Source organism: Alishewanella sp. HH-ZS (genome assembly GCF_001704375.1).
GTDB lineage: Bacteria > Pseudomonadota > Gammaproteobacteria > Enterobacterales > Alteromonadaceae > Alishewanella > Alishewanella aestuarii.
Map to the genome: position 1 here is coordinate 47,460 of NZ_LZEJ01000032.1, position 14,109 is coordinate 61,568.

Consider the following 14,109-nt stretch of genomic DNA (forward strand, 5'->3'; position numbering starts at 1 on the left):
CAACGGAGGTAACAACACAAATGGCAGAAGTCACCATAGAAAAACTGGCCAGTGATGTCGGTACTACTGTTGATCGGTTAGTGCAACAATTTGCTGATGCAGGTATTACCAAGGCCCAGGGCCAGACGGTAACCGAAGACGAGAAAAAAGCGTTATTAGAGCACCTGAGCAAGCAGCATGGCGGCAAGCCAGCTGAGCCGGCAAAGCTGACGTTAAAGCGCAAAGAAAAAACCACCCTGAGTGTTGCCGGCGGCGCTGGCCGTAACCGTGAAATCCAGGTGGAAGTGCGTAAGCAAAAAACCTATATCAAAAAGCCAATGCTGGATGAAGCCACGCTAAAAGCGCAGGAAGAAGCCCGTATCGCCGAAGAGCAGGCCGAAGCTGCACGACTGGAAGCTGAGCGTAAAGCGCGTGAAGCCGCCCAGTTAAAAGCGAAAGAAGAAGCCGAGCGCCGTGCTGCTGAAGCGAAGAAGCGTGAAGAGCAAAAAGCGGCAGCCCCGGTCAATAAAGATGATCCGGAAGAAGCGGCTCGCCGTGCGGCGAAAGAAGAAGCCCGCAAAGAAGCAGAGCGTATTCGTAAGCAGCAGGAAGCGGAAGCGCTGCGTAAGCTGGAAGAAGAAGCTGCGCGTCAGGTTGAAGCCGCCCGCAAGCTGGCCGAAGAAAATGGTGAGCGCTGGTCACAGCAGGAAACAACCCGTTCTGATGCCGACGATTACCATCTGACCAGCAATAAATTCGCCAAGCAGGCTGAAGATGAAGTCGATGCTAAAGAAGAGCGTGCGGGTCGTCGTGGCGTAGGTAAAAAAGCCCCGGTAGCAAAAGCGAAGAAAGGTAAAGATGAGGCTAATGATAAAGAGGCCTTTAACCGCGCCAACCGGCATGCCAAGAAAAAGAAAACCCCTACCAGCATGCAGCACGGCTTTAACAAGCCAGCACAGCCGGTAGAGCGTGAAGTGAAGATTGGTGAAACCATCACCGTTGCCGAATTGGCAGCGAAGATGGCGGTCAAAGCGTCTGAAGTGATCAAAGTCATGATGAAGATGGGCGCCATGGCCACCATCAACCAGGTCATTGATCAGGAGACAGCAGCCATTGTCTGTGAAGAAATGGGCCATAAGTTTATTCTGACCAAAGAAAACGAGCTGGAAGAAGCGGTGATGTCAGACCGTGAAGGTCAGGGCGAGCTGGAGCCACGCGCACCTGTGGTGACCGTTATGGGTCACGTTGACCATGGTAAGACTTCATTACTGGACTATATCCGTAAAGCCAAGGTTGCCGCCGGCGAAGCCGGTGGTATTACCCAGCATATCGGTGCTTACCATGTAGAAACGCCACGCGGTATGGTGACCTTCCTGGATACACCGGGTCACGCGGCCTTTACTTCAATGCGGGCGCGTGGTGCTAAAGCCACGGATATCGTAATTCTGGTTGTTGCTGCTGACGACGGTGTAATGCCACAAACCAAAGAAGCGATCCAGCACGCCAAGGCCGGTAATGCACCGTTAGTTGTTGCGGTAACGAAAGTCGATAAACCGACTGCTGATATCGACCGGGTGCGGAATGAGTTGTCGCAGTATGGCGTCATTTCGGAAGAATGGGGCGGCGATACGCAGTTTGTACCGGTGTCGGCTAAAACCGGTCAGGGTATTGATGACCTGCTGGAAGCCATTCTGAACCAGGCGGAACTGCTTGAATTACAAGCTGTCCACAAAGGCCTGGCGAAGGGCGTGGTCATCGAATCCCGCTTGGACAAAGGCCGTGGTCCGGTCGCCTCTATCCTGGTACAGGAAGGCACCCTGACTCAGGGCGATGTGGTGCTGTGTGGCTTTGAGTACGGCCGTGTGCGGGCCATGCGTGATGAAAACGGTAAAGAAGTGAAAACTGCCGGCCCGTCAATTCCGGTCGAGATTTTAGGTCTGTCCGGTGTACCGCAAGCCGGTGACGAAGTGACAGTGGTGAAAGACGAGCGCAAAGCCCGTGAAGTTGCACTGTATCGTCAGGGCAAGTTCCGCGATGTGAAACTGGCACGGCAACAGAAAGCTAAGCTGGAGAATATGTTCGCCAACATGTCTGAAGGCGATGTGTCTGAGCTGAATATCGTGCTGAAAGCAGACGTACAAGGTTCGGTGGAAGCGATCACTGAATCTCTGATGAAGCTGTCGACGGACGAAGTAAAAGTGAAGATTGTCGGCTCAGGCGTAGGTGGTATTACTGAAACTGACGTCTCGCTGGCGGCGGCTTCTTCTGCCATTATTATCGGCTTTAACGTCCGTGCAGATGGTTCGGCTCGTAAACTGGTCGAGGACGAAGGTCTGGATCTGCGTTACTACAGCATCATTTATGAGCTGTTAGACGAAGTGAAACAGGCAATGACCGGTATGTTGGCGCCAGAGTTTAAGCAACAGATCATCGGTCTGGCTCAGGTACGCGATGTGTTCCGCTCACCGAAGTTTGGCGCTATCGCCGGCTGTATGGTTACCGAAGGTATCATCAAGCGCAATGCGCCAATCCGCGTACTGCGTGATAACGTGGTGATTTACGAAGGTGAACTGGAGTCACTGCGTCGCTTTAAAGATGACGTTAGCGAAGTACGTCAGGGCTTTGAATGTGGTATCGGTGTGAAGAACTACAACGATGTGCGCGAAGGCGACCAGATCGAAGTGTTTGAAACGATCCAGGTAGAACGTACGCTATAATAGCAACGGCTTACCGATAAACAGGGGCACAGGTTGCCCCTGTTGTGTTTAAGTCTCGGCAGCGCTGCGCTGCAGCATGAGACTAAGGATAAGATAATGAAAGAGTTTTCCCGTGTTGATCGTCTGTCACAACAGATGAAAAAAGAAATGGCAGTGATCCTGCAGCGCGAAATTAAAGATCCCCGGCTGCACACCATGATCACCGTGTCCGATGTTGAAGTATCGCGCGACTTATCGCATGCCAAGGTGTTTGTCACCTTCCTCGGTATGGATGATAGTAAGGTGGAAGATAACCTGAAGATCCTGAACGAAGCTTCTGGTTTTATTCGCAGTTTAATCGGTAAAAGGATCCAAACCCGCATTGTGCCACATATCCGCTTTGCCTTTGATCAGTCGCTGAATGAGGGTATCCGGATGGCCAATCTGGTAGATACAGTGCGCAAAGACGATGAGCGTAAGCGTCAGCAAGCAGGCCCTAATCCGGAAGCGGAAGAACTGGAATAATGCGTGCCCGTAAAAATGCCCGGCCGGTACATGGTATCCTGCTGCTGGACAAGCCGTTAGAGGTCAGTAGTAACGGTATTTTGCAACGGGTGCGTTGGCTCTATCAGGCGCAAAAAGCCGGTCATACCGGCGCGCTGGATCCGATGGCGTCTGGCTTACTGCCTATTTGTTTTGGTGAAGCGACTAAGTTTAGCCAATTTTTGCTGGATACTGATAAAACCTATCAGGTGACCGCCACCTTTGGTATCCGTACCACCACCAGTGATGCCGAGGGCGAGGTCGTCAGTGAAAAAGCGGTCAGTTTTAGCGAGCCTGAGCTGACCACAGCGATGCAGCAGCTGAGCGGGGATATTTTACAGGTGCCGACGATGTTTTCGGCGTTGAAGTATCAGGGCCAGCCCCTGTACAAATATGCCCGGCAGGGCATTGAGGTGCCACGCGAAGCGCGGCCGATCAGCATCTATCGTTTTGAGTTGCTGTCACGTACGGCACAGACCGCAGATTTTATTGTGCATTGTTCCAAAGGCACCTATATCCGCACGCTGATTGATGATCTGGGTGAACTACTGGGCTGTGGTGCTCATGTCAGCCGGTTGCACCGGGTGCAGGTAGGGCCTTTTCAGGCGGCGCAAATGGTCACACCGCAACAGCTGGAAGCGCTTAATGAACAGCAGGACTGGGCGGCGTTGGATGCATTACTGTTACCGATGGATGCCGGGTTACAGGGCTTACCCAGCCAGGTTCTGGATGCTGCGCAGCAAAAAGCCATTATGCATGGCCAGAGTTGTCAGGTGGCCACCGCTGATGCCGAAGTGGTAAAGCTTTATGCCGAATCAGGTCAGTTGTTGGGTATTGGTGAAATTGTGTCTGGCGAACTGAGTAGCCGGCGACTGATTAATCTGGCGGCGTTAGCACCGACAGTTGCCGACGACAGCAGTTTACTTGCTTAAAACAGGCCGGCCCTGTACAATGCGCCGGCAGTTTTGCTGCCGCTGGATGAGTGATCGGCGGTTAGCGTATTTTAGTTCACTCACATTTGGAGACATACCATGTCATTAAGCGCTGCTCAAAAAGCACAAATCGTTGCCCAATACGCTGTTAAAGCGGGCGACACCGGTTCACCAGAAGTACAGGTTGCCCTGTTAACCGCTTCTATCAACCACCTGCAAGGCCACTTTGCCGAGCACATGCATGACTTCCACTCACGTCGTGGTCTGCTGCGCATGGTTAGCCAGCGCCGTAAACTGTTAGACTACCTGAAAGGCAAAGATCTGGCGCGTTACAGCAGCCTGATCGAGCGTTTAGGCTTACGTCGTTAATCGACGTCAGTAAAAGAAGAGGCTTTCGGGCCTCTTTTTTTATGGCCAAAATTTTTTCTGGCAAAAGAACGGAACTATCTTTTGTTACAGCTTACAGAGTATACTAAGCAAGCAAATAAAACAGAGCAACACATCGCAATTCGGCGATTAAGACAAAGGAAAACACCACGTGACTCCCATCGTAAAATCATTCCAGTTCGGCCAACACACCTTTACTTTAGAAACCGGCGTTATCGCCCGTCAGGCAGATGCCGCAGTGTTGGCCAGCCTGGGAGATACTGCTGTTTTAGTAACAGTAGTGGGCAAAAAAGAAGCTAAACCTGGTCAGGACTTCTTTCCGTTAACCGTAAACTACCAGGAAAAAATGTATGCAGCCGGCCGGATCCCGGGCGGTTTCTTTAAGCGCGAAGGCCGGCCAAGCGAAGGCGAGACCCTGACCTCACGTTTAATCGACCGGCCAATTCGCCCACTGTTCCCGGAAGGCTTCACTAACGAAGTGCAGGTTGTTGCTACTGTGGTGTCAGTGCAGCCAGAAATTCAACCGGATATCGTGGCACTGATTGGTACTTCTGCTGCCTTAGCTATCTCTGGTATCCCGTTCAGTGGCCCTATCGGTGCGGCCCGAGTTGGTTATATCAATAACCAGTACGTGTTAAACCCATCAGAAGAAGAACTGAAAACCTCTAAGCTGGACTTAGTGGTTGCCGGTACGCAAAACGCGGTATTAATGGTGGAATCGGAAGCCGGTATCCTGTCAGAAGACGTGATGTTAGGCGCCGTTATGTACGGTCACCAGCAAATGCAAACTGCGATCAATGCCATCGTTGAATTTGCCGGCGAAGCTGCTAAGCCTGCCTGGAACTGGGTTGCCCCTGCGAAGAACGACGCCCTGATCGCAAAAATCGCCGAGCTGGCGACTGCCGATTTGGGCGATGCTTACCGCATCACCGAAAAAGCCAAACGCTATGAGCGGATTGGTGAGATCAAAGCTGCTCTGATTGAGAAATTATCCGCTGAGCTGGCAGAAGGCGAAGCGTTGAACCTGACGGAAGTCGGTGAAATTTTCCATAATCTGGAATCAAAAGTGGTGCGTGGCCGTATTACCAAAGGTGAGCCGCGTATCGATGGCCGTGATCCGGAAATGATCCGTGGTTTAAGCGTGATGACTGGTGTTCTGCCACGTACCCACGGTTCAGCCCTGTTCACCCGGGGTGAAACTCAGGCGCTGGTGACGGCGACCTTAGGTACGGCCCGTGATGCGCAAAGCGTTGACGATTTGTTAAGTGCCAAAAACGATACCTTTATGCTGCACTACAACTTCCCTCCGTACTCAGTGGGTGAAACTGGCATGATGGGCTCTCCGAAGCGCCGTGAAATCGGCCACGGTCGTCTGGCTAAGCGTGGTGTGCAGGCAGTAATGCCATCGTTTGACGAGTTCCCGTACACGGTACGTGTGGTTTCAGAAATCACTGAATCGAACGGTTCAAGCTCAATGGCCTCAGTCTGTGGTTCGTCACTGGCGCTGATGGATGCCGGTGTACCGATCAAAGCCTCAGTGGCTGGTATTGCCATGGGTCTGGTTAAAGAAGGTGAAGACTTCGTCGTGCTGTCTGACATTCTGGGTGATGAAGATCACCTGGGCGATATGGACTTTAAAGTTGCCGGTACTGCTGAAGGTATCACCGCGCTGCAGATGGACATTAAGATCGACGGTATCACTCAGGAAATTATGCAAATCGCGCTGAAGCAAGCAAAAGCGGCCCGTCTGCATATTCTGAATGTGATGGATCAGGCGATTAGCTCGCACCGTTCAGAAATGTCAGAATACGCTCCGCGTATCTACACGATGAAGATTAACCCGGAGAAAATCCGTGAAGTTATCGGTAAAGGCGGCGCCGTAATCCGTCAGATCACCGAAGAGTCCGGTACCACTATCGAGCTGGAAGATGACGGTAGCATTAAGATTGCTGCCACCACCGCGAAAGCGGCGCAGATTGCCATCGATAAGATCAATGCTATTACTGCAGAGATTGAAGTTGGTGCTATCTACCAGGGCGAAGTGGTACGGATCGTTGATTTCGGTGCTTTCGTTAATGTACTGCCAGGTAAAGATGGTCTGGTGCATATTTCACAAATCTCAGATGAGCGCGTAGCGAATGTTGCCGATCACCTGCAGGTTGGCCAGAAAGTGGCAGTGAAAGTACTGGAAGTGGATAAGCAAGGCCGCGTGCGTCTGAGCATCAAAGAAGCCTCGGCAAAACCAGCTGCAGAAGCGGCTACAGAAGCTTAATGTGACCAAAACGCTGTATAAGCTAGCCCTGCTTGCAGGGCTTATTACTCTAACCGGCTGCGCGCAGCGGCCGGTAACACCGGCAGAGGCCTGGCTGACGCCAGAGCCACTGCAGGTGCCTTACCGTAATGAGTTGGCGATCGCCCGCTTATCTGAAATTCTGCAACGGGCTGAACTGACTGAAGCCCAAAGTGCCCAGTTATTTTATGACCGAGGCGTGATGTACGACAGTGTAGGCTTGCGCTCACTGGCCCGGCTCGACTTTATGCGCGCCCTGCGCCTAAAGCCGGATATGCCGGAAGTTTATAATCTACTGGGTATTCATTACACCCTGAGCGGTCAATTCAGCGAAGCGTACGAAGCCTTTGATTCTGCGCTGGAGTTGGCGCCGGATTATGATTTCCCGTATTTGAATCGTGCCATTGCCTTTTACTATGCAGGCCGGCTCGATTTGGCAGAAGCTGACTTTGCCCAGTTTTATCAGTTAAAACCCAATGATCCCTACCGGGTGTTGTGGTGGTACATAGGTGTGGCAGAAAGCAGGCCCGAGCAGGCGCAGCAGCAGCTGCGGCAACAGCTGAGTTTATTGGATCCGGATGATTGGGCTACCAATCTGGTGCGTTTTTACGCCGGACAACTGTCAGAGCAGGCACTGCTGCAATCCATTCTGCAGGGACTGAGTAATCCGCGTCATCTGGCAGAGCGTTTATGCGAAGCGTATTTTTATCTGGCGAAATGGCATCAGGCACGGGGTAATCTGGAGCAGGCACTGATTTATTACCATAAAACGCTGTCGACCAATGTCTACGAGTTTGTCGAACATCGCTATGCCAGAATGGAAATGGCCAGGATCCGCGGTGATGAGCTGAGCCATGAACAGCATGAGCCGCACTAGCGCTGCGACTGTATTTAAAAAAAGCCGGCTTGCTGGCTTTTTTCTTTTGCTTGGTGTTGTCGCCTGTCAGGACGCGCCGACAACAGAACAACAGCTACTTTCCCGCGCCAGCACAGACGGTGCCGCTGCTGCGCAATTAGCCCGCTTACGACTGGCCGAGAACGATCTGACTGCGGCGTTACAGTGGTGGCGTCAGGCTGCTGCGCTGGATGCGCCCGGTGCGCTGGAGCATGCACTGATGCTGCAAGTCCGGCTGGAAGGTAAACTGGCGACGGCACATTGGCTTACTGCGCAGCAAGCTGCGGGGCAAGACTATACTCATCAGCTGCAACCCCAGTTACTGGCGGAACTCGGGCTCTGGGCTATGCCACCGCAAACCGAGTTTAGCGCGGCGGAAAATCTGGCGGGCGCCAGTTGTAGTTTAAGGATCCAGCCGGTGGTGACCTCAGCCGCAGCTGAGCGTACCTATCAACTGTTGGCGCAGCAGTGGCAGCAGGACCCGCAGCTCAGCCAGCTGCCGGTTTGTTTCGCCGCTGTGGTCAGAGTGCAGTCAACCTTGCTAAATTGCAGCGAACAAGCAGCCAGCCGCATCCATTGTGAGTATCAGCAATTGCAGCAGCTGGTGCAGCAAGGACAGTTTCAACAGCTGCTATTACTGGGTGGTCGCGGTATTGCCAGTTTTAATAATGGCATTATCCAACTGCCAGAAGATGCCAATCTGGCTTTACTACGGCATGAATTTTTACATATTGCCGGTTTTCTTGACGAATATGCGCTCTCTGCGCTGGCTGCCCGCGCCGTTTGCCAGAGCGGGCGGATCGCGCCTAATCTGTTAGTCGGCGCGGATAACAGCACATTAGCGCGCTATCGGCAGCGGTATCGGGTTGCTGCGCAGGATATCGAGCTGACCGCTGTTGACACATGCCAGGCCGTGGGCTTGCAGGCTTATCGGCCGGTGGCGGCGGTAAACAGTATGCGACATTTTGAAGCCCCGTTACCCCAACTGTATTTTGACTTGTTGCAACAAGAGTTAGAGCAGGCGGCGTTGTTAATGCCAGTACAGTATTATTTTGCTTATCTGGCACGGCAGCAGGAGGCGTGGCAGGATTGGTATCAGTTGATGCACACCGCGGCGGGTTTCGGTTATCCGCCGGCGATCCGGGCTTTGAGTAAACTTAATCAGACGGCAACAGCAGCGGCCGACTAGTCGTGGCTGCTTAACTCGGCCAGCTCACGCTCCAGCAAGGCCGCATCACCAAGGTTTAGTTCCAGTAAACGGCGCAGATGACTGATACTATCAATATCGATTTTCTGGCAGTACAGACCCAGCAGGTCCTGATGCTGATGCGCGATTAACACCTGCATCGAGATTTCTTCTACACTATCACTTAGCTGCAGCCGCAATAGCATCGGCTCTGTCGTTAGCGGCAGGCTCTGCGCCGGGCTGCGGACCAGGGCGCCTTTCAGCGACAAGTCCAGTACTTCGGTCGGGTAGCTATGGCCAGCAACGTCCAAATGAGCTCTGCTGAAAAAGCGCACTCTTTTATAATGTCTCTGCTCCATACTACCCCCTAAGTTTTTAATTAGCTTAGCAGATATCTGTGAATAACAACGCTAGTTTGTACTAGATTCACCCATATTAACTCTATTCTACACTGCTAATCGCTACTGAGGAATTCACTTGCCTAAATTTACATCTTTATGTTGTACTAATTGCTGTACCTGTTTAGAGGGTTTAAGTCATGTTGAAGAGCTATGATGGTAATTTATTTCAAGTTTTTGACGAGGATATTGGTGTCGAAGGCTATTACAACATTATTAGGGAATCATTATTTTCAAACCCAGATCCGGACGATTTTGTTGCAGCAATTTACCAAGCTAGGCAAAGGATATACCGTAAAGGAGCCATATTCTCACGAGTAAGAAAACTAAGTGTGGTTGAGTTTAACAAATTCAGCACAGAGGGGATAAATGTTAGTGAAATCTATCCCCCAAAGCCAGATAAAACTTCTATTCCACAAGGTCGCTTCAACTCTGCTGGAAAACGTGTAATGTATTTAGCGGATCACCCCCTAATAGCCATGAAAGAATGCGATGTTAATAAGGGGGATTTTTTTCTTCTTAGTAATTTTAGTCTTTCTAAAGATATGAACTTTATAGAAATAGTTTCTAATAAAGATCAGTTTTCAGGATTAGTTTATGAGCTATTGCAGACAAAGGATAAGCGATTTTATCCAGTGCTAAACAGAGTTAATGAAGATTTTCTCCATTTAAATGGTATTCACGGTATCGTCTATCATTCGACCAAATTAGATGACGAAACTATAAGAGATGGAAATTTTGGAATTGAATCTACTTTCAATATAGCAATATCTGGAGACTATATTCGACACACCACTTTAGAGTATTCGTGTCTGGCACATTGCGCTGAAGGGCATCAACCAGTTTTATATTCGATGTTCCAACCGTTAAGTAATAAAAAAAGGAAAAAACTTAAGGAGTTGGTTTATCGTAAAAGTAGGCGTACTTTTGAAATTGAGATTATAAAAATATTCGCATTGATGAAGCAAAAAGAGAAAAGAAATAAGATCCTTTTAGGACAGGGACGTTACTCTAGTTTTAACCAATGCCCAATCAAAGTGCTAACTAGATAAAATCTTAGCTGAGACTATAAAATTTTCTGTGTAAGTGGCTGTTTATCATAACGATACACGGTCACCGTACATGATCATAAACTGTGTCATAGCAGGCTTCCAATCTCGCAGTGGCATTGTCCACTTTTTAGCAATCTGGTGTAAAGCCAGATACAGCAACTTCAGCACCGCATCATCACTTGGGAATGACCGTCTGGTTTTGGTGACCTGACGCAGGCTGGCATTGAGCGATTCGATGGCATTGGTGGTGTAAATTACCTTGCGTATCTCCGGCGGGTAGTCGAAGAACACGCTCAGTCGTGTCCAGTTGTCGCGCCAGGATTTGCTGATGCCTGGATGCTGGTTATCCCACGTTTGGGCAAACTGCTCCAGTGCCAGCTCTGCTTGGTAAGCGTAACGCCAACCACACATTCTAATCCTAACTGATCAACTTTACCCTTAATGCCACTATCAACTACCAGGGTAATCAACATGCACCGTACCAAAGAACAATGGCTGGCCTTGTTTGCCGAGCAAGCCCAAAGTGGTCTTACCCAAACTGAATTTGCAAAACGTCAGGGGATCATTCCTACATATTTTAGTTATCGCAAGAGACAATTGTTGGCGTTTCAGGATGATGACGGTGGCTTTGTTGAACTGACGCCACAGGGTCTGCAGCTGAATCAATCCATTTTGCTACGCAAGCGCGATGTGGAATTGCAGTTTCCAGCCGGCACCGATGCCCTGTGGTTAGCGGCCTTGCTCAGAGCGCTTTGATAATGAAAATGTTCCTCGATGTGCCCAAGGTCTATTTACATAAACAGCCAGTCGACTTTCGTAAATCCATTAATGGCTTATCGTTGCTGGTCGAGCAAGAGATGCAGCTTTCGCCATTTAGTGGCGCGCTGTTTGTGTTCTGCAATCAGCAGCGCACCCGGTTAAAAGTGCTGTACTGGGATAGCACCGGCTTTTGCCTGTGGTACAAGCGACTTGAAAAAGACAAGTTCCGCTGGCCACGGCAGATGCCAGGCAAAATCCTGTCTATTAGCGAACAACAGTGGCATTGGCTGTTGCAAGGTGTCGATATTCAAAAAATCACCGCCCATCAGCCACTGCATTACCAGAGTGTGGGCTGATATGACGATCGGCTATAAATCCTTGTGATCGCATCCAAAACAATCTAAATCTTACCAAGCACTTAGTCCAATTGGCCGTTACAATAGCGGCCATGAAAAAGACACCTCAATCCTTACCTGATGATGTTGAACTGCTCAAGAAAATGCTGCTTGAGCAGACGCAAAAGCTTGAGCGGAAACTGGCGCAAAAAGATAAACGCATCGCCAAATTAGAGCGGGTTAACCAGCAACTGTCGGACAAGTTGCAGCAATTGCTCGAGCGTTACAACCTGAAAAAGTACCAGAAATTTAGCCCCAGCAGTGAAACCTATGAAGGTGAAGGCGAGGTGTTAAATGAGGCCGAGCAGCTTATTGAAGACGAGTCAGTAGCGACAGAGCCAGATACTCAGACAACCGAGAGCGCTGAGAAACCCGCCGCTAAGCCACGCCGACCAAGGATTGCCCCTGAGCTGCCGCGCGTTGACGTTATCCATGACATTGACGATAAAACCTGTGCCTGCTGCGGCCATGCGCTGCATCAAATGGGCGAAGAAGTCAGTGAGCAAATCGAGTTCGTGCCAGCACAAATCCGGGTGCTTAGAAACGTGCGGCTGAAATACAGCTGCCGACAGTGTGAGACCAATGGCACGAAGGTAGACGTTAAGATTGCCGATGTCCCGCCAGCAGTTATCCCGAAAAGCATGGCCACACCGAGTCTGCTTGCCCAAATCATCAGCAGCAAAATGCACTATGGCTTACCGCTTTATCGTCAGGAGCAGTTGTTTAATCAGGCCGGCATTGAGCTTAGCCGTCAAACGATGAGCCGCTGGCTGATAACCTGTGCAGAAAAACTGAAACCGCTACTGGCGTTAATGAAAGCCGAGCTTCTGAAGCAGCCGGTGCTGTGGGCAGATGAAACCACGGTTAATGTGCTGGATGTTGAGAAAAGCACCTGCTACATGTGGGTGTATGGCTGTGGCTTAGAGCAAAGCACTGGCCCCAAACTGGTGCTGTTTGATTATCAGGATAGCCGCAGCAGTAAACATCCCGCCGACTTCCTGGCGGGGTTTAACGGTTACCTGCAGGTTGATGGTTATGCCGGGTATGAGAAAACTCATGCAACTTTAGTCGGTTGCTGGGCACATGCCAGACGCAAGTTCGTCGAAGCCCAAAAAGCGCATGGCAAAGGCAAAACGGGTAAGGCGGATGTAGCCCTTAACCACATCCAGAAACTCTATGCACTGGAGAGTAAATTAAAAACCGTGCCGCCTGATAAGAAATATGACGCCAGGAAAACGCTAGCCAGGCCACTGTTAGAACAATTCAAAAGCTGGTTGGATAAATCAAGCGAGAGTGTCACGAAAGAAGGCTTACTGGGAGCCGCTATTACGTATAGCCTGAACCAGTGGCCCAAGCTTATGCGCTATCTGGACGATGGCAGATTAAATATCGACAACAACCGTGCTGAGCGTGCAGTGAAACCGTTCGTGATTGGACGTAAGGCATGGCTGTTTGCCAATACCAAGACGGGTGCACAAGCCAGTGCCGCACTGTACAGCCTGGTTGAAACCGCCAAAATCAATGGTCTGGAACCCTATGATTACTTATGCCGGTTGCTCACAGAGCTACCCAAAGCCAATACCCAAGAGCAATTACAACAACTCCTGCCTTACTGAATCAACAGCCACACCGCAAGGTGTGGTTGGTGTTACGCTTACTCTGCTTGCTGCAAGGTAGCTGCACCATAAATGGTTTTAAGGTCTGCCGCGACGGCTTTACGCTCTTTCCAGCTGACGAAGCGCAGGCTGTTGCGGATTTGATGCACGATGCACAGTTGCACCTGTGTTTTAGGGTAAACCGCTTCTATCGCATCCGGGAAGCCTTTGAGGCCATCCACACAGGCGATGAAGATATCTTCCACACCGCGGTTTTTCAGCTCGTTCATTACGGACAGCCAGAACTTAGCACCTTCGGTTTGCGCTATCCATAAACCCAGCAGCTCTTTCTCGCCATCGGTATTCACGCCAAGGGCAAGGTAGACAGACTTGTTCTGGATGCTGCCAGAATCGCGGCTACGCACGACTAAGCAGTCCAGATACACTATCGGGTATACCGGTGCTAATGGCCGCTGCTGCCAGGCTTTAACCTCGTCCAGCACGGCATTGGTAACCTGAGAGATAAACGTCGGCGAGACTTCAACACCATAGGCTTCTTCAAAGTGGGCCTGAATATCGCGGGTAGACATACCTCTGGCATACAGAGAGACAATTCGCTCATCAAAGCCACCGAGCTGTTTCTCACCTTTCTTGATGAGCTTAGGCTCGAAGCTGCCATTGCGGTCTCGCGGTGTTTCAAGCTCAATGTCGCCGTGAATGCTGCGCACTGATTTACGGCTTTTACCGTTGCGGGAGTTACCGCTGTTTTTACCGGCGGCATCATGTTTGGCATAACCAAGATGCTGCTCCATCTCAGCTTCAAGAGCACGCTCAGCAAGCTTTTTGGTTAACTGCTTAAGGATACCTTGCTCACCAAGCAGGTCTTCCGGGGATTTGTAGTCAGCTAATAACTGGTCGATAAGCTGGTCTGATACTGGCATTCTTTATTCCTTTCAATTACATGGATAGAATGCCACTTACACAGATTTTTTTACACTCTCT

General features: G+C 50.5%; 12 protein-coding genes and 2 pseudogenes. 11 read left to right on the forward strand and 3 right to left on the reverse strand.

Translation table 11 applies throughout. The features are described from left to right. The first annotated feature begins 20 nt into the window (after window positions 1–20). From infB to A9165_RS12685, 7 genes are all read left to right on the forward strand, one after another. Window positions 21–2,696, forward strand: a complete 2,676-nt coding sequence (infB, locus tag A9165_RS12655) for a translation initiation factor IF-2 (protein ID WP_065956145.1) — start codon at window positions 21–23, stop codon at window positions 2,694–2,696. 93 nt (window positions 2,697–2,789) lie between these two features. Next, window positions 2,790–3,200: a 30S ribosome-binding factor RbfA gene (gene rbfA / locus A9165_RS12660; RefSeq protein ID WP_197408368.1), complete on the forward strand. Its 411-nt coding sequence runs from the start codon at window positions 2,790–2,792 to the stop codon at window positions 3,198–3,200. Next, entirely contained in the window at window positions 3,200–4,150 is a 951-nt protein-coding gene (gene truB / locus A9165_RS12665) for a tRNA pseudouridine(55) synthase TruB (RefSeq protein ID WP_065956146.1), read from the forward strand. The genes rbfA and truB overlap by 1 nt, the downstream gene beginning before the upstream one ends. 99 nt (window positions 4,151–4,249) lie before the next feature. Next, window positions 4,250–4,519, forward strand: coding sequence for a 30S ribosomal protein S15 (rpsO, locus tag A9165_RS12670; RefSeq protein WP_065956147.1), 270 nt, complete (start codon window positions 4,250–4,252; stop codon window positions 4,517–4,519). A gap of 169 nt (window positions 4,520–4,688) precedes the next feature. After that, a complete protein-coding gene (gene pnp, locus A9165_RS12675; protein WP_065956148.1) occupies window positions 4,689–6,809 on the forward strand; it encodes a polyribonucleotide nucleotidyltransferase in 2,121 nt (706 codons plus the stop codon). 1 nt (window position 6,810) lies between these two features. Beyond that, window positions 6,811–7,704 carry a lipoprotein NlpI gene (gene nlpI / locus A9165_RS12680; RefSeq protein ID WP_065956149.1) on the forward strand — a complete coding sequence of 298 codons (894 nt, stop codon included), beginning with the start codon at window positions 6,811–6,813 and terminating at the stop codon, window positions 7,702–7,704. Then, complete coding sequence (locus tag A9165_RS12685) at window positions 7,682–8,911, forward strand: hypothetical protein (RefSeq protein WP_065956150.1); 1,230 nt, start codon at window positions 7,682–7,684, stop codon at window positions 8,909–8,911. The genes nlpI and A9165_RS12685 overlap by 23 nt, the downstream gene beginning before the upstream one ends. Here A9165_RS12685 and A9165_RS12690 read toward each other — a convergent pair. Further along, window positions 8,908–9,267 (reverse strand): PilZ domain-containing protein, encoded by a 360-nt coding sequence (locus A9165_RS12690; protein WP_083216285.1) that lies wholly within the window; start codon window positions 9,265–9,267, stop codon window positions 8,908–8,910. The two genes, A9165_RS12685 and A9165_RS12690, sit on opposite strands and share 4 nt — an antisense overlap. Before the next feature lie 179 nt (window positions 9,268–9,446). Between A9165_RS12690 and A9165_RS12695 the strand changes: the two genes are divergently transcribed. Further along, window positions 9,447–10,358 carry an RES family NAD+ phosphorylase gene (locus tag A9165_RS12695; protein WP_065956152.1) on the forward strand — a complete coding sequence of 304 codons (912 nt, stop codon included), beginning with the start codon at window positions 9,447–9,449 and terminating at the stop codon, window positions 10,356–10,358. Window positions 10,359–10,403: 45 nt separating this feature from the next. Here A9165_RS12695 and A9165_RS12700 read toward each other — a convergent pair. Beyond that, window positions 10,404–10,745, reverse strand: a pseudogene (locus A9165_RS12700) (transposase); the annotation flags it as partial. Window positions 10,746–10,829: 84 nt separating this feature from the next. Here A9165_RS12700 and A9165_RS12705 point away from each other — a divergent pair. The 3 genes from A9165_RS12705 (at window position 10,830) to A9165_RS12715 (ending at window position 13,128) form a co-directional block, all read left to right on the forward strand. Continuing rightward, window positions 10,830–11,114, forward strand: a complete 285-nt coding sequence (locus A9165_RS12705; protein WP_008609959.1) for a hypothetical protein — start codon at window positions 10,830–10,832, stop codon at window positions 11,112–11,114. Window positions 11,115–11,116: 2 nt separating this feature from the next. Continuing rightward, window positions 11,117–11,473 (forward strand): IS66 family insertion sequence element accessory protein TnpB, encoded by a 357-nt coding sequence (gene tnpB, locus A9165_RS12710; RefSeq protein ID WP_057786146.1) that lies wholly within the window; start codon window positions 11,117–11,119, stop codon window positions 11,471–11,473. A gap of 92 nt (window positions 11,474–11,565) precedes the next feature. Next, window positions 11,566–13,128, forward strand: a complete 1,563-nt coding sequence (locus A9165_RS12715; RefSeq protein WP_065956153.1) for an IS66 family transposase — start codon at window positions 11,566–11,568, stop codon at window positions 13,126–13,128. A gap of 41 nt (window positions 13,129–13,169) precedes the next feature. On the opposite strand, the pseudogene A9165_RS12720 reads toward A9165_RS12715, so the two are convergent. After that, a pseudogene (locus A9165_RS12720) lies at window positions 13,170–14,048 on the reverse strand (IS256 family transposase); the annotation flags it as partial. Window positions 14,049–14,109: the final 61 nt, after the last annotated feature.